This is a genomic window from Pauljensenia sp. C0254C2, assembly GCF_056583835.1.
Map to the genome: position 1 here is coordinate 112,982 of NZ_JBWPJO010000006.1, position 14,958 is coordinate 127,939.

Annotated in this window: 14 protein-coding genes; 9 read left to right on the plus strand and 5 right to left on the minus strand. The window is 58.6% G+C overall.

What is annotated here, in order from left to right:
- Nucleotides 1–101: 101 nt before the first annotated feature.
- Nucleotides 102–989, minus strand: a complete 888-nt coding sequence (locus AC1DA5_RS06270) for an exodeoxyribonuclease III (RefSeq protein ID WP_058237287.1) — start codon at nt 987–989, stop codon at nt 102–104.
- A gap of 106 nt (nt 990–1,095) precedes the next feature.
- On the opposite strand from AC1DA5_RS06270, the gene AC1DA5_RS06275 reads away from it, so the two are divergent.
- The 5 genes from AC1DA5_RS06275 to pyrE all read left to right on the plus strand — a co-directional run bounded on the left by AC1DA5_RS06275 (nt 1,096) and on the right by pyrE (nt 6,132).
- Entirely contained in the window at nt 1,096–1,875 is a 780-nt protein-coding gene (locus tag AC1DA5_RS06275; RefSeq protein ID WP_058237286.1) for an SDR family NAD(P)-dependent oxidoreductase, read from the plus strand.
- A 216-nt stretch (nt 1,876–2,091) separates the two neighbouring features.
- Nucleotides 2,092–3,414, plus strand: coding sequence for an ABC transporter substrate-binding protein (locus tag AC1DA5_RS06280; protein ID WP_058237285.1), 1,323 nt, complete (start codon nt 2,092–2,094; stop codon nt 3,412–3,414).
- Between the two features lie 77 nt (nt 3,415–3,491).
- Nucleotides 3,492–4,571 carry a carbohydrate ABC transporter permease gene (locus tag AC1DA5_RS06285; RefSeq protein WP_092648838.1) on the plus strand — a complete coding sequence of 360 codons (1,080 nt, stop codon included), beginning with the start codon at nt 3,492–3,494 and terminating at the stop codon, nt 4,569–4,571.
- Nucleotides 4,568–5,413 (plus strand): carbohydrate ABC transporter permease, encoded by an 846-nt coding sequence (locus AC1DA5_RS06290; RefSeq protein ID WP_058237283.1) that lies wholly within the window; start codon nt 4,568–4,570, stop codon nt 5,411–5,413. The genes AC1DA5_RS06285 and AC1DA5_RS06290 overlap by 4 nt, the downstream gene beginning before the upstream one ends.
- Nucleotides 5,414–5,565: 152 nt before the next feature.
- The gene (gene pyrE / locus AC1DA5_RS06295) at nt 5,566–6,132 is read left to right on the plus strand and encodes an orotate phosphoribosyltransferase (RefSeq protein WP_058237282.1); all 567 of its coding nucleotides are present in this window, start codon (nt 5,566–5,568) and stop codon (nt 6,130–6,132) included.
- A 93-nt stretch (nt 6,133–6,225) separates the two neighbouring features.
- Here pyrE and AC1DA5_RS06300 read toward each other — a convergent pair whose 3' ends face one another.
- Nucleotides 6,226–7,050, minus strand: a complete 825-nt coding sequence (locus AC1DA5_RS06300; protein WP_058237281.1) for an HAD-IIA family hydrolase — start codon at nt 7,048–7,050, stop codon at nt 6,226–6,228.
- Here AC1DA5_RS06300 and AC1DA5_RS06305 point away from each other — a divergent pair.
- The 4 genes from AC1DA5_RS06305 (at nt 7,049) to AC1DA5_RS06320 (ending at nt 10,586) form a co-directional block, all read left to right on the plus strand.
- On the plus strand, nt 7,049–7,219 hold the full coding sequence (locus tag AC1DA5_RS06305) for a hypothetical protein (protein ID WP_480289565.1): 171 nt from the start codon (nt 7,049–7,051) through the stop codon (nt 7,217–7,219). The genes AC1DA5_RS06300 and AC1DA5_RS06305 overlap by 2 nt on opposite strands.
- 36 nt (nt 7,220–7,255) lie before the next feature.
- Nucleotides 7,256–7,900: a TrmH family RNA methyltransferase gene (locus AC1DA5_RS06310; protein ID WP_480289567.1), complete on the plus strand. Its 645-nt coding sequence runs from the start codon at nt 7,256–7,258 to the stop codon at nt 7,898–7,900.
- 138 nt (nt 7,901–8,038) lie between these two features.
- The gene (gene fbaA, locus AC1DA5_RS06315) at nt 8,039–9,064 is read left to right on the plus strand and encodes a class II fructose-bisphosphate aldolase (RefSeq protein WP_058237279.1); all 1,026 of its coding nucleotides are present in this window, start codon (nt 8,039–8,041) and stop codon (nt 9,062–9,064) included.
- A gap of 214 nt (nt 9,065–9,278) precedes the next feature.
- Nucleotides 9,279–10,586, plus strand: coding sequence for a hypothetical protein (locus AC1DA5_RS06320; RefSeq protein WP_058237890.1), 1,308 nt, complete (start codon nt 9,279–9,281; stop codon nt 10,584–10,586).
- A gap of 57 nt (nt 10,587–10,643) precedes the next feature.
- Here the strand turns inward: AC1DA5_RS06320 and AC1DA5_RS06325 are convergent, their stop codons facing one another.
- The 3 genes from AC1DA5_RS06325 to AC1DA5_RS06335 all read right to left on the minus strand — a co-directional run bounded on the left by AC1DA5_RS06325 (nt 10,644) and on the right by AC1DA5_RS06335 (nt 14,877).
- Nucleotides 10,644–12,608, minus strand: a complete 1,965-nt coding sequence (locus AC1DA5_RS06325) for a glycoside hydrolase family 127 protein (RefSeq protein ID WP_058237278.1) — start codon at nt 12,606–12,608, stop codon at nt 10,644–10,646.
- Between the two features lie 156 nt (nt 12,609–12,764).
- A complete protein-coding gene (locus AC1DA5_RS06330) occupies nt 12,765–13,565 on the minus strand; it encodes a glycerophosphodiester phosphodiesterase family protein (protein WP_058237277.1) in 801 nt (266 codons plus the stop codon).
- 46 nt (nt 13,566–13,611) lie between these two features.
- A complete protein-coding gene (locus AC1DA5_RS06335; RefSeq protein WP_257525571.1) occupies nt 13,612–14,877 on the minus strand; it encodes a DUF4032 domain-containing protein in 1,266 nt (421 codons plus the stop codon).
- Nucleotides 14,878–14,958: the final 81 nt, after the last annotated feature.

Here is a 14,958-nt window from a genome sequence, read left to right on the forward strand (position 1 = left end):
CTGCTGGCGACAGCCTCCGATAACGCTCTGCTGCCGGCCCATTTGTCTGCGCTCCACGCATCGAGAGTATGCGTCGTGCGGCCACCTCGGGCAGAGGCACCCTAATGTGCGATCTCAACGATGACCGGCACGTGGTCAGAGGCCCCTTTGCCTTTGCGTTCATCGCGATCAATCCACGCCTGCGTGATGCGGGCGTCAAGTGCAGGCGTCGCATACATGAAGTCAATGCGCATTCCTTCGTTACGAGGGAAACGCAGCTGCTGGTAGTCCCAGTACGTGTAGTTCGTGACGCGAGGACGAGTCGCTTCCACCCATCCATCGGCTGCAAAAGCCTCAAAGGCGGAACGCTCTGGCTGTGTGACGTGGGTACGGCCGTCGAAGAAGTCGATATCCCACACGTCCTCATCGCGCGGTGCCACATTCCAGTCGCCCACCAGCAGTGCGCTCGGTGAGCCGCCCTCATCCGATGCCGTTGCAGGTGGGACAGCGCCGCCCTCGGCCAGTGAGTCCTCACCCGGGGCATCGCCCTTGGATACCCCGCTGGAATCGCCTGCAACGTAAGGTGAAACGGCAGCGCGCAGTGCGGCGAGCCACTGGAGTTTGTACTGGTAGTGCGGGTGGTCAATCTCGCGGCCGTTCGGAACATACAGACTCCACACATCCAGTCCTTCAGGCGTTCCATCGTCGATCCGCACTCGCAGGGCACGCGCTTCGACGCGCGCAGGATCTCCCCATGTGGGCGCTCCCGGAAAGTCGCGGGATACGCTGAGAATGGGAAGCCTGGAAGCGATCGCCACGCCATTCCACTGGTTGAGTCCGTGAACCTCCACGCGGTAGCCGGCATCGGTGAACGCGTCAATCGGGAACTGACCCGGCTTGCATTTGATCTCCTGCATTGCCAGTACGTCCAGATTCCACCGCGCGCAGCACTCGATGACGCGGTCGACGCGGGTACGGGCTGAGTTAATGTTCCAGGTTCCAATCCTCATGTCTCCACCCTACCGGCGCAGGCCAAGCGTTGAGCGAGCATGGATCCGTCGGCGCATGCTGGTCACTGAGCGAGCATGCATGCGCCGGCGACCTTACGATGAGGTTATGGGTACAGCTTTAGTCACGGGAGCAACATCAGGTCTGGGAGAAGAATTCTGCTGGCAACTTGCCGAGGCGGGACATGATCTGGTTCTGGTTGCCCGCACGCAGGAAAAACTCGATGACCTGTCCAATCGTCTGGAGCAGATCGCGAACATCACGACCGAGGTGATCGCAGCTGACCTGTCGCAAACCGGGGACGTACAGCGGGTTGCCGAGCGTCTCGACGTTCAGCCTGATGATGAATCTGGATGTGCACCGGTGGGCCTGCTGGTCAATAACGCAGGGATGGGTCTGGGGGAGGAGTTCCTCGACAACGAACTGGAGACGGAAGAGCAGGCCCTGGATGTGATGGTGCGAGCCGTCATGGTGCTGTCGTACCACGCTGGTCGTGCCATGCGCCGACGAGGAGTAGGCGCCATCTGCAACATCTCCTCCATCGCTGCAGAGACCGGGATGGGTACCTATAGCGCGCACAAAGCGTGGGTGAAAGCCTTCAGCGAAGGATTGGCGTTCGAACTGGAAGGAACCGGGGTGACTGTCACCGCTGTATCACCGGGCATGACGCGCACAAACTTCCACAAGGCAGCTGATGTTGATGTGTCCGACACACCGGGATGGATCTGGTCGGATGCGGAAACGGTGGTCTCGCAAGCTCTTGAGGCCGTTCGTCGAGGGCGGGTGCTGGTGACGCCGACTGCGCTGTATAAGAGCGCGAATGTGGTCTCTCGGCTGACTCCGCGGTGGTTGATGCGTAAGGTGATGCGCGCCGTGCCGCACATGTAGCGTGACGGGGCTGCTAGCATCGCGGGGCGTTGTGCGGGCAAGTTTGCCAAAATTGTTACCAAATGTAAACAAATGTAACGCGCTGCAATCGCATACATTTTGTGGAGAAAACGTTGTAGAGTGAAAGCGACGTCGATCGTTGATCGGCACCTGAGAGGCGGCTCGATCTGAGAGACCACCAAATTCAGGTTTTTTGACACGAAGGAGTGAACGCAAATGGCAACCAGAAAAGGAATTGCCTTGGCAGCTGGCGCTGCTGCGATGGTGCTGATGACGGCATGTAGCAGTGGCGGTGGCGGACAGACATCAGGGGACTCAGGTGCCTCTGGTGGCGGCGCAACCGGTGAATTCGAGGGGCGCGGCCCCATCACCTATGTGCAGGGTAAAGACAACTCCGGTCTGATGGCTCCCATGTTGGAGGATTGGAACAAGGACCACCCGGACGAAAAGGTTGAGATGATCGAGCTGTCGGCCGAAGCCGATCAGCAGCGCAACTCGATGGTTCAGAACGCTCAGACCCAATCAGATGCATACTGCGTTATTTCTCTGGACAACATCCACGTCGCCGAATTTGCTGCTCACCGCTGGGTTGAGCCGCTCAACGAGGCAGACTTCGAAAAGGACAAGATTCTGCCGGCTGTGTGGCAGACAGGCCTGTACCGTGACCAACTTTACGCCGTTCCATACGCTTCTGATGGTGGCATTCTGTACTACCGCAAGGACCTGCTTGAGCAGGCCGGCGTGACCGATCCGCCCAAGACGTGGGATGACATGAAGAAAGGCTGCGAAGCTGTGCGCGGCCTCGACGGTCATTCAGACATCGGGTGCTATGGCGGACAGATGGCCAAGTACGAAGGCCTGACGGTCAATGTTGACGAAGCCATTCACTCCGCCGGCGGACAGATTGTCAGCCCCGAGGGCGAAGTGGTTGTCGACTCGCCTGAAGCCCTCAAGGGTCTGCAGACGCTTGAAAACGCCTTCAAGGATAACTTCATTCCTGAAGAAGCCCTGACTTACAAGGAAGAAGAAGGCCGCGCAGCATTCGAGAGCGACCGCCTGGTCTACTACCGCAACTGGCCATACCAGTACTCCCTGACCAAGGAAAAGCTGGGCGACAAGTTCGGAGTTGCTCCGCTGCCTGGTTTGACCGCAGATCAGCCTGAAGGAGGCATGTCCTCACTGGGCGGCCACAACGTCGCCATCTCCAGCTTCTGCAAGAACAAGGCAACCGCGTACGACTTCATCAAGTGGTTCACCTCAGAAGATATCGAGAAGCGCCTGCTCACCGAGCAGACACTGGCCCCGATCTACTCCGCGCTGTACGACGATCAGGAACTGATTGACCAGTACCCGTATCTGCCGGCGCTGAAGGGCTCCATCGAGAGCGCTGCACCGCGCCCGCAGGTTGTGAACTACGGCGACGTGTCGGCAGCGATCCAGGATGCCGTCTTCCCCGTACTGCAGGGACAGGCCACGTCCGAACAGGCGGTTAAGGACCTGAGCGCTAAACTCACCGAGCTCACATCTGCTCAGCAGTAACATTGTCACCGCTCTTGGTTGGGTGGCTGGTGCCACCCAACCAGGAGCCTTAGCGCGCTTTCCAGGAGGAAGAACTCATGGCGAAAGCACCCGCTCAGAAGACGCAACGTCGCGGAAAATCTGAGTCGCAGAAACAGCAAAGTCGCCTGGCGGCACTGCTTGTTTCGCCCACCATCATCGTTATTTCAATCGTCATTTTGTTCCCCACGATTTCGGCTCTGTATCAGTCGCTGTTCGGCGCCAAGGGAATCGATCCTGAAACAGGATTCGTCAACGATACCGAGCCATTCGTTGGACTGGACAATTACATCAACATTTTCGCCGGAGACACCGGCGCACGATTCTGGACCGCGTTCTGGAACACGACATTCTTCGCGTTTGTCACAGTCAGTATCGAAACCGTCCTCGGCGTGATCATGGCGCTCATCATGCACCAGGCCATCAAGGCGCGCGGATTCGTCCGTGCGGCAATCCTCGTGCCATGGGCCATTCCCACTGCCATCTCGGCCGTGCTGTGGAAGTGGATCTTCGATGCGCACGGAGCTGCGAACGCCCTGCTCAATACGCAGATCCTGTGGGCGACATCTGAATGGCCCGCCAAATTCGCCATCATCATCGCCGACACGTGGAAGACGGCGCCGTTCATCGGACTGCTGACACTAGCCGGTCTGCAGATCATTCCCGAGGAAGTCTACGAGGCAGCCAAGATTGACGGTGCAAACGCATGGCGTCGTTTTCTGTCCATCACGCTTCCACTGGTCAAACCAGCACTTGTTGTCGCAGTCCTGTTCCGCGCTCTCGATGCTCTGCGCATGTTCGACCTGCCCTACATTCTGATTGGACCGCGTAAAGGATCTGTCGAAACGCTGTCCATGCTGGTTCAGGATGAGGCGACGAACCTGAGATACGGGTCAGGTGCTGCGTACGCAGTGATCCTGTTCCTCTACGTCTTCCTCATATCCTTCGCCTTCATCAAGCTGCTCGGCGCAGAACTGTTTGAAGATGACGGCCAGTCGCAGAAGAGCTCGAAGCTGCGTTTGAGCGCGTTCTTCAAGCGTTCGAAGGAAGCGAAAGAAGTCCAAAGGCCACCCTCGTCCACCACCGGGGGAGCTGACGCGCCTGCCCAGGCCGGATCGACTGCGGAGGTGTCACGATGAAAAGCAAAGGTGTCAAGGCGGCTCTGCTCGACACGTCCTCATGGATCGGCATCATCGCGATCGTGGTGTTCTGTCTGGCTCCGTTCTACTGGATGATCGTGTCCTCACTGCGTCCCACGCGCGACATTTTCGACACGACGCTGTGGCCGCGCGAAGTGAGCATGGAAAACTACGTTGAGGTCTTCAAGCCAGACCGCCTGTTCACGCAGTCACTGTTGAACTCGCTGATCGTTGCCGGCGTGACGACGATTCTGGCACTGCTGGTCGCGACGTTCACCGCGTACGCTCTGGCGCGACTGGAGTTCCCGGGCAAGACGTTGGTACTGACCATTGTCATCGCCTCGTCGATGTTCCCGTTGGTCGCCATCGTGGTGCCGTTGCTCAAGCTGTTTACACAGTGGGAATGGATCAACACCTATCAGTCGATGATTGTGCCCGACCTGTCATTCGCACTGCCGCTGGCCGTGTGGAACCTGACCAGCTTCTTCAGGCAGATGCCGCGCGAACTGGAACAGGCCGCAATGGTCGATGGCTGCACGCCAGGTCAGGCCTTCCGCAAAGTCATCATTCCGATCGCCGCTCCCGGCATTTTCACCACTGCCATCATCGTCTTTATCAATGCGTGGAATGAGTTCCTCATTGCCGTGACGATGGTCAACAAACAGGACATGAAGACTGCTCCGGTCATTGTGTCCCAGTTCGGTGGCGTATCCGGGTTTGAGACGCCGTTCGGCTCCCAGATGGCGGCCGGCGTGGTGGTCACCGTGCCGCTGGTCATCATGGTGCTGATCTTCCAGCGCCGCATCGTTGCCGGCCTGGCAGCAGGTGGCGTCAAACAGTAAAGGAGGCGCAGGCGCCGCGGAACGCCAGACGGAACGGGCAACCGAGGCGCCAGGGTACTCCACTACACGCGAATACTCCCCAGGTGAAATGCCCAATGTGATGTCATGGGGCAAGCTCTCCGCGCCGGCACTGCACGCGGTAGGCTTGCCCCATGACTAATGACTCCCATAAATCGCGCCTGGCCGAACTGGTACGTGAACTCGCCGTGATCCACGAGCACGTCACGCTGGCATCGGGCAAAGAATCTGATTTCTACGTCGATATGCGCCGAGCCACCCTCCATCACGAGGCAGGCCCCCTGATCGGCCACGTCATGCTGGACATGCTGGAAGAGGCTGGTTTCGGGCCCGAAGACTACGACGCGGTGGGCGGTCTGACGATGGGCGCCGACCCGGTGGCCACCGCCATGATGCACGCAGCCGCCTCTCGCGGCCTGAACCTGGACGCATTCGTGGTGCGCAAAGCAGCCAAGGACCACGGCATGAAGCGCCGCATCGAAGGCCCAGACGTTCAGGGCAGGCGAGTGATCGTCCTGGAAGATACCTCCACCACGGGTGGCTCACCGATCGAAGCTGTCCATGCTCTGCGTGAAGCCGGGGCAGAAGTCCTGGCAGTTGCCGTTGTTGTGGATCGCGCCACGGGTGCCAAAGAGCGTATCGAAGCAGAAGGACTGCCGTATTTCAGTGCCCTCGGACTGGCTGACCTCGACCTCGATTAGCTTTTACCTCGATCTCAGTGAGTGCTGACCGGAAGGTCGATTCACGAGGGTAGCCTGCACGCTGATCCCAGCCTGGCGCGGATTGGCCGGAGCTTAGCCGCGTCCGGCTTCGACCAATTCGACCAGATCGCCAATGCCTTGGTGAACACCAAACGGGCGGTACGGGAAATTCTGAATTTCGTGTTCATCGGTTGAGCCAGTGAGCACGAGGTGTGTGCGCAGTCCGGCCTCCACACCGGCCTGAATATCGGTATCCATACGGTCACCGACCATCGCCGCGGTCTCGGAGTGTGCGCCGATTTTATTGAGCGCGGCCCGGATCATAATGGGATTCGGTTTACCTACGTAGTAGGGCGAGCGGTTTGTTGCACGCTCGATCATCGCGGCAATGGAGCCGGTTGCCGGAAGGGTGCCCTCGTCGGAAGGCCCGGTCGCATCTGGGTTGGTAGCGATGAACTTCGCGCCTTTTTCGATCAAACGGATCGCGCGAGTCAGGGCGTTGAAGTCGTAGGAGCGTGTTTCGCCCAGAATCACGAATTCAGGATCCGTGTCAGTCATGATATAGCCCGCATTGTGCAGAGCAGTGGTCAGGCCGGCCTCGCCAATAATGTAAGCCGATGATTGCGGGGACTGCTGCGACAGGAACGCAGCGGTCGCGTTGGCAGACGTCCAGATACGGTCTTCCGGAACGTCCAGGCCGGAACGAGCCAGTCGGGCGGACAGGTCGCGGTTCGTGAACGTTGAATTATTCGTCAGCACCAGGAACGGCATGTTGTGCGATTTCAATGCGTCGAGAAACTCCTGCGCGCCGGGAAGCGCGCGGTTTTCCTTGACCAGGACGCCATCCATGTCGGACAGCCAGGCAGTGGCCGGTGGCATCTGCGAGAGCGGCACCGTGTCGTAGAGGTTTTCGTTCATGGCTCTAATGTATCGAGGATCAACCGTTAGTGGGCAGATGCGGGGCAAGAAGGTGCAGATGCTGTCGCGACATGTGTCTGCGTGTATGGCGGTGCGCGGTATTCAGGTCGAGAAGTGGCAAGACGAGGCGAGGGGGCAAGCTGGAGTGCAGTGTCAAGGCGACCTGTGAAACCGAGGTGCTCATTATCCGTGTACCCTAGTCGCCGTGGAGGATACGAATCGTTCAACAGCATCCAACGCTCCTGCAGGGGTAGGGCCGTGGCCAGGGGGATCAAATTCATGGCCCGATGACGAGCGACTCGACCCCGACTTGTTGGCGAACGGCGATACGCGAAACGTTGAAGACCAGTACCGTTACTGGACCATGGATGCCATCCGTGCCGACATGGCACAGCGCTCCACCGGGCTGCATGTGGCGATTGAAAACGTCGAGCATGATTTCAATATCGGCTCGATTGTGCGCACCGCAAACGCTCTTGGCGCCAGACGTGTGTGGATTGTGGGGCGTAAGCGGTGGAATCGTCGAGGCGCGATGGTCACTGATCGCTACCTGGATGTAGCGCATGTTGACGACTGTCAGGCACTCGCTCGCCAGTGCGTCGAGCAGGGAATCACGCTTATCGGCATCGACAATGTGGAGGGCTCGCGCCCGCTCGAAGGGGCCGTGATTCCCGAGCGGGCATGCCTGGTTTTTGGTGCCGAACGCGGCGGGCTGAGCGAAGCTATGCGGCGGGCTTGTTCCCAGATCCTGCACATCACGCAGTATGGGTCGACCCGGTCGATGAATGTGGGTCATGCCGCTGCCATTGCTATGTGGGCATGGGTTGTGCAAACAAAGGCGACGAGCTAGAGGCCATTGTCAACACTCATGCGCTGGGCCTGCTGCCAATAAGTGTGCAATGGTCGGACGGGACTTTCTCCCCTCCACGGCCGAGCAAAACATGAGATAATACTGATTGACCGACTGTCGTTCAAAGAGGAGGCTCCTGTGCCTATCGCAACACCTGAGGTCTACAACGAAATGTTCGATCGCGCCAAGAAGGGCAAGTTTGCTTACCCTGCGATCAACGTGACCTCATCCCAAACTCTGACTGCAGCTCTGCGAGGCTTCGCGGAAGCAGAATCCGATGGCATCATCCAGGTTTCTGTGGGCGGCGCAGAATACTGGTCCGGCTCGACGATCAAGGATCGCGTTGCCGGCTCACTCGCTATGGCTGCATACGCACGCGAGGTTGCCAAGAACTACCCAGTCACCGTCGCGCTGCACACTGACCACTGCGCCAAGCAGAACATTGATTCCTGGATTCGTCCGCTCATGGAACTGGAAGCCGAAGAGGTCAAGGCAGGACGTCTGCCCTTCTACCAGTCCCACATGTGGGACGGCTCATCCGTTCCGTTGGACGAGAACCTGAAGATCGCTCAGGAACTGCTGGAGCTGTCGCAGAAGTCCAACACCATTCTTGAAGTTGAGATCGGTGTTGTCGGCGGAGAAGAAGACGGCATCAAGGGTGAGATCAACGAAAAGCTCTACACCACTCCTGAAGACGGCATCAAGACCGTCGAGGCACTGGGTCTGGGCGAAAAGGGCCGTTACATCACAGCGCTGACCTTCGGTAACGTCCACGGTGCGTACAAGCCTGGTTTCGTCAAGCTGCGCCCGGAGATCCTCGGAGAGATCCAGGAAGCTGTGGGCAAGAAGTTCGATGCTGGCGATCGACCCTTCGACCTGGTGATGCACGGCGGATCCGGTTCGACCGCTGAGGAAATCGCCACCGCTGTCGAAAACGGCGTCATCAAGATGAACGTCGACACCGACACGCAGTACGCATTCACCCGTCCCGTTGCCGCCTGGATGATGCAGAACGTCGAAGGCGTTCTGAAGATCGACGGCGAGGTCGGCGTGAAGAAGCAGTACGATCCTCGTTCATGGGGCAAGGCTGCTGAAGCTGGCATGGCTGCTCGCGTTGTCGAGGCATGTGAGCGTCTGGGCTCCACCGGCACCAAGATGAAGTAAGCATTCGCGAGCCGCTGTCACTGACAGCATCCGCGAACGGTCACCTTGCCGGTGACTGACGTGAAGAAGGCTCGGATGGGCGCGCTGTCGAGCGTGACCATCCGAGCCTTTTCGCTGTGTAAAGGCAGAAAACGGCGCCTGACTGCTCAAAATGGGGCGCAAGACGTCTGCTCGTGATGAGATACTGGTAGTGAAATCAACGTGGGAGGATCCAATGACGCAACAGTGGAATCGGATTGACGGCATGATGATTGCCCAGACACTCAATCCTGAAGAAGTCGCTGAAGACTTGTCCAAGAGAGGAATCGTCGCGCGACTGGAGTGGTTTGACCGCAGCACGCGGCTGCTGGGCTTTGTCATGGCATCCAACGATGATGGCAAGCTCGCCACCATCGGACCTCGCTCCGAGATCCTCAAACCGGGACCAACCGAACAGGAACTCGCTGACGAACTTGCCACCACCTACAAGGCCGAGGTGCGACTTGGCGCCGGCCAGTCAGACCACCTGGATGAAGTTGTTGACGGACCGCACGACGATGCGCGGGCGGACGAGGCAGGCGACGACGATTCCGACAAGGACGCACCAGATACGGCCGACGAAACAGCCTCATTAAGCCAGGACGAACTGCGCGCCCAATTCAATGGCGACATGAACGAACCGCTCGATGCAGTGAAATCGCGCATTATCGAAATCGGACGGACTCCCGCATCGTCCGTCCCACTGTTGGCGGCACTCGAAGGTGTCGATATTGCAGATCTCGAGCTGCCCGGCGATGCACGCGCACTCTTTGCCGAACTGCCCCCGGAACGTTTGGGCTGGAACTTCGGCGATTTGCCGCTGGTCACGCTGTCCATGGCAGATGACGAATTCCAGATATTCCTGGTGACCGACGACCATCTTGAACATGTCATTTCCTTCAACTGGGCAATGCGATACCTGATGGTCCCCGGCAAACGCGGTGTCAGCGGGAAAAGCACCGACGAAATCGACGCGCTCGTCGGCGAAAACACGAATATGAAAGAAATCGCCGCGATGATTCCCGGTGCCGACGCCGACGCACTCATTGACGCCACCACAAAGAGCGGTGACGAGGCAGTGAAAGCCGTCGTAGCGGCAGTTGGCCTGCCGGATAGTGCCGCCGACTTCCTGCTCGGCAGGTGCGAGGCTGAAGCAGTTGAGGGAACGCAGCCTCACATGGCGCGCGGAATTTCCAATGCAATTGGTCGAAGCGTTGACATTCTGCTGCGGGAACCGGAAGCAACCGGCCACAACATCTGGGAAGCTTACCACTCGACCGCGCTTGAAAAGCCCTGGATTGTGCGCGTCGGCGCAGCGGTGGAAGCTGCAACCGGTGCGATGCTGGTGGCAACGGCGATCCGCACCTCGAAACCCCGATCCGGATGGAGCAAGGTCGCCGGTATCCTCGGTTCACTGCTCATCATTGACTCCGTTGCTGAAGTGTCACTGGCGAAACTGCTGGCACTGCGAGCCGACCGGCGCACGGACGCTGCCGCACAGTAGTTTCTTTCTTGGGGAACTGAGCGTTGTGGGCGGAGACGGCATGGGATGTTGAGGCTGTTACCGCAGTCTTTCTGCATCCAGGAGCCATACGGCCATTGCGCCCTGGCCGCGGTTATTCCATGCGTAGTACGGCACCAATGTTGCGCGAGTGCTTGTCAATGACGGCGAGTGATGCGAGTACAGTGCCGCGTTGTCCGAGGAGGTGGCCGCGGCGGCAGAAAGATGAAGCTCGTAGAGACCAAGCTCATTGTTGAAAGAAGTATCGGCGTCAGAGCAATCGGCTATGGCAATGCATGGTATGGGTGCATCGTTGTCAATCTCTTCAGCGCAATACACCAGAGGTCCACGTTCAATTGCCACCTTGCCGGCGCAGCCTCCTACGCGGGGATTTGCCCACACGCGGGTTGTGTCCATCGCAAGACGAAGGTCCACCTGCGTCGAGTCGTGCCACGTTCGTTCGATGCACGCGTACCCGTCGCACATCGCAGGGGTAACAGACTCGCCATTGATGGCCAGTGTGAATGACGAAGCCCATTGCGGAATTCGTAAACGCAGCATGTGCTCTGTCGGGGAACTGGCACTGACAGTGAGATTGACGTGGCCATCCCATGGCATGTTGCTCGTCTGCTGGATTTTCATGCTGCCGTTTGCAACAGGCCACGATGCCTCACTGCTGATATAGAGATTGACGGTCATCACTTCAGCCTTGTGATCGTCAGCAGTGTGACACGTGGTATCTTCAGTCGAAGTGGCAGGAGAGTCGCCCTCGTCGATGGAGTAAATAAAGTGTTCGAGCGAAGTGAGCAGACGTGCGAAATTCGGCGGGCAGCATGCGCACCCAAACCACGGTGAACGCGAACGCGTCCCATCGGACTCAAGAGGATTATCGTAGAAATAGCTCATGCCATCGAGTGAGGCTCCGGAAAGCACCCCGTTGTACAGTGCGCGCTCAAGAACATCAATGTGACGTGCTTGACCGGTCATGTACGCCATGCGTTGTGCCCAGAAAACGAGGCCGATAGCTGCGCATGTTTCGGCGTAGCCGTGTTCGTTCGGCAGATGATAGGCAGGCCCGAAGGATTCGAGTGCTGGTTCGGATCCCACTCCGCCCGTGACATACATTTTGCGTGTCGTCACGTCATTCCACAGGGTCTCGCATGCGTCGCGCAGACGCTGATCGTGAGTGGCGATTGCGAGGTCAGCCATTGCGGTATAGAGGTACATGGCTCGCACTGCGTGCCCAACCGCTTCATCCTGCTCGCGTACGGGTCGATGCGCCTGATGATATTCGTATGTGTCATCTGACTGCATGCCTGTCCGCGCGCGTTCTTCGAGTGCGAAGTATGAGGGTTTCTGGCCGCGCCGATCAATAAAGCGTTGCGCCAATTCAAGATAGCGTGTCTGGTTCGTAAGACGAGCCAACTTTACCAAAGCGAGTTCAATTTCCTCGTGACCTGGGTAGCCGCCACTGCAGGGTCCATCATCTGCAAACACACGGTCAATCAGGTCGACATAGCGGGTGACAACACCCAGCAGTTTTGTCGAGCCGGTTGCATACGTATGCGCGACGGCAGCCTCAATGAGATGGCCGGCGCAATACAGCTCGTGTTGATCTCGCAAGTTTGTCCAGCGCTTGTCAGGCTCGACCAGCGTGAAATGGGTATTGAGATAGCCGTCGTCCTGCTGGGCGCCGGCAAGCAGTTCAATCGTGGAATCAACGGCTTTTTCGAGGGCGGGATCTGGATGGGCGGCCAGAGAATTCGATGCAGCTTCGATCCATTTGGCGATATCTGAATCCCAGAAGATGTGAGGTTCTGGTGTCTGGCCAGGTTTCCACGCCATTTTTAGCGCATCAAAATGATGCCCCGGTTTGCTCATCTGAGCCTGCTGATGGGAAAGTGAGCGCGTGCGGACGATTTCGCGACGTGGAGACCAGAAATCATCAGTAACTGTGACTGACTTGAGAGGCAGTGCGCCTGGTAACGGAGAAAAAAACGATAAATGTGAACGTTCACGAATCACGGCAGTGTGAATCCTTTCGAACCGTTTTCTTTGATGGTAGTAGCCTGATGGCCATTCGTCGAATGTGCGTTGATACGCTGCACACCTGGCGTATCAGAAACTGCCAGAAGGAGACGGCGCGTCGACCGGCATACGGCCGACGCGCCACAACGTCTTCTAGGCGCGCAGAGCCTCAGCCGGGAAGTCCTGAACCCGGTCAGTGAAAATACCCGTGACACCCCATGCGGCCAGTTCGCGTGCGCGATCAACATCGTTGACAGTCCACACGTTCACTTCCAGGCCAGCCTGACGGGCATACTCCACGTCGCGATGTGTGACAGCCTTATTTGCAGGGTGAACCGCTGTGCACCCCAGTTTGGCGGCGGCATCGACGGCACTGGTGATCGACTCGGATTCGGGGTCAACGAGCCAGCCCAGATCGAGGGATCGATGCACCGTACCGAAGGCGCTGGCCTGGCCGCCCTGGTGATGTGCCTGCCATGCGACGGAAAAGTCGCAGAGGAGGGCGTGATCAAAGGAGGACACCAGGATCTGCGACGGATTCTTCATACCGGCAACGAGCACACAAATACGGTCGATCAGCTCGCTGCGCAGCGTCTGCCCACCCTGGCACGGCTTGATCTCCAGGTTGCCGATCATCTGATTGGCGTCCAGGAACGTGAGCACCTCGCTCAGCTCAGGAACTCGCTCAAAGCGATATGTGTCGGAGAACCACGCGCCCGCATCCAGGCGACGCAGGTCCTTGAAACCTTTGTCGTAGTAGCCGCCGGTACCGGACGTGGTGCGGTCGAAAGTCTGGTCGTGCATGACCAGTAATGTTCCATCGCCCATGATGTCGACATCGAACTCGATTCGACGAGCCCCGACTTCCATCGCTTTGACGAACGCTCCCATCGTGTTTTCGGGCGCGAGGGATGAGGCCCCGCGATGGGCGAAAAGGTGAGGAAACTCAGACACGGATTCTCCTTCAGACGTAGTCAGGGGCGGTGCAATGTCGCCCTCGTTAATACATATCCTCATTGTGGAAGGCAGGCAACTCTGCAGTATCGAGCGGGTCAGGATCGAGAAGCACAGCCTCGTCACGCTTTTGAGGCAGAACGGAACGCGTATAGGAATCGATGACGTCAGCGAGCGGGATATCATGTCCGGCTTGCTGAGCGAGGTACCAGCGGTGCTCCAGAACTTCATGGAAAATCTGCGCCGGCTCGAGTTTCCGGGTCATCTCGGGCGGCACGCCGGTGACGATCGGTTCGAACACGTCACGCATCCATTCGTGCGCCACGATTTCAATGGGCATGTTCTGACGACCGGTGATCGCACGATACGTTTGCAGATCATTCAGCATGCGGCGTGCCTGCTGTTCGCCCACATCCATTCCCGTCAAACGCATGATCTGTCGGTGGTAGTGCCCTGCATCCACCACTTTTGGCGTGATCGTCAGGTGCGTGCCGTCAATATCTGACACCATCTGCAGTTCGCCCACATTGAAACCCAGGTCGTTGAGGCGTTCGATGCGCTCAGCGACCTTCCACCGCTGATTCAGCTCGATGGATTCGGATGCGGTCAGTTCGTGCCACAGGTCCTCGTAGCGCGAACGGATGCGGTCGCCCACGATGATCGGGTCTTCGTCCTCCGGAAAGAAACCGCCAGCCTGCAGGTCCATCAGTTCACCGATAATGTTCGTGCGCGCCAGGTCAACGTCGTAGTCACGCTGACCGGGCGTCAGGTTCGGGTGCAGCTCGCCGGTTTCCGCGTCCACCAGGTACGCCGAAAATGCCCCGGCATCGCGGCGGAACAGTGTATTCGACAGGGACACGTCGCCCCAGTAGAAGCCGAGCAGGTGGAGGCGAACGAGCAGCACGGCAAGCGCGTCGATGAGACGAGTCGCCGTGTCGGGAGTCATGAACTGGCTGAACAATGCGCGGTAGGGCAGTGAAAACTGCAGGTGCTCTGTAACCAGTGCGGCGTTGAGCTCTTCGCCCTGCGGGTCGCGTCTGCCAGTAATGACAGCTGTAGGTTGGACGGACGGAGCATCCAGACGCACGAGATCGCGCAGGAGCTGATATTCGTGGTGGGCAACCGACTCGCCAATCTCCTTGACGGCGATCACGCGCCCGGACAGGTTGACGAAACGCACGATGTGTCGCGAAATTCCTCGCGGCAGCGCGGCCAGAATCTCACTGGGCCAGTCTTCCAGCGGAACTTCCCACGGAAGGTCCAGCAACGCAGGATCGACGCGTGCAGCAGTGATCTCCATGGACTGAGGCATAGGTCTATTCTCGCACTTTATTGGCGTGTCATGTGGGACGCATGGATGGACCGGCGGACGCCGGCTTGCAGATGCGCGGGG

What these genes read in the sequence shown, in the direction of transcription:
- AC1DA5_RS06270 (WP_058237287.1), bottom strand. Translation starts at nt 989, where the DNA reads ATGAGGATTGGAACCTGGAACATTAACTCAGCCCGTACCCGCGTCGAC.
- AC1DA5_RS06275 (WP_058237286.1), top strand. Translation starts at nt 1,096, where the DNA reads ATGGGTACAGCTTTAGTCACGGGAGCAACATCAGGTCTGGGAGAAGAA.
- AC1DA5_RS06280 (WP_058237285.1), top strand. Translation starts at nt 2,092, where the DNA reads ATGGCAACCAGAAAAGGAATTGCCTTGGCAGCTGGCGCTGCTGCGATG.
- AC1DA5_RS06285 (WP_092648838.1), top strand. Translation starts at nt 3,492, where the DNA reads ATGGCGAAAGCACCCGCTCAGAAGACGCAACGTCGCGGAAAATCTGAG.
- AC1DA5_RS06290 (WP_058237283.1), top strand. Translation starts at nt 4,568, where the DNA reads ATGAAAAGCAAAGGTGTCAAGGCGGCTCTGCTCGACACGTCCTCATGG.
- pyrE (WP_058237282.1), top strand. Translation starts at nt 5,566, where the DNA reads ATGACTAATGACTCCCATAAATCGCGCCTGGCCGAACTGGTACGTGAA.
- AC1DA5_RS06305 (WP_480289565.1), top strand. Translation starts at nt 7,049, where the DNA reads ATGGCTCTAATGTATCGAGGATCAACCGTTAGTGGGCAGATGCGGGGC.
- AC1DA5_RS06300 (WP_058237281.1), bottom strand. Translation starts at nt 7,050, where the DNA reads ATGAACGAAAACCTCTACGACACGGTGCCGCTCTCGCAGATGCCACCG.
- AC1DA5_RS06320 (WP_058237890.1), top strand. Translation starts at nt 9,279, where the DNA reads ATGACGCAACAGTGGAATCGGATTGACGGCATGATGATTGCCCAGACA.
- AC1DA5_RS06335 (WP_257525571.1), bottom strand. Translation starts at nt 14,877, where the DNA reads ATGCCTCAGTCCATGGAGATCACTGCTGCACGCGTCGATCCTGCGTTG.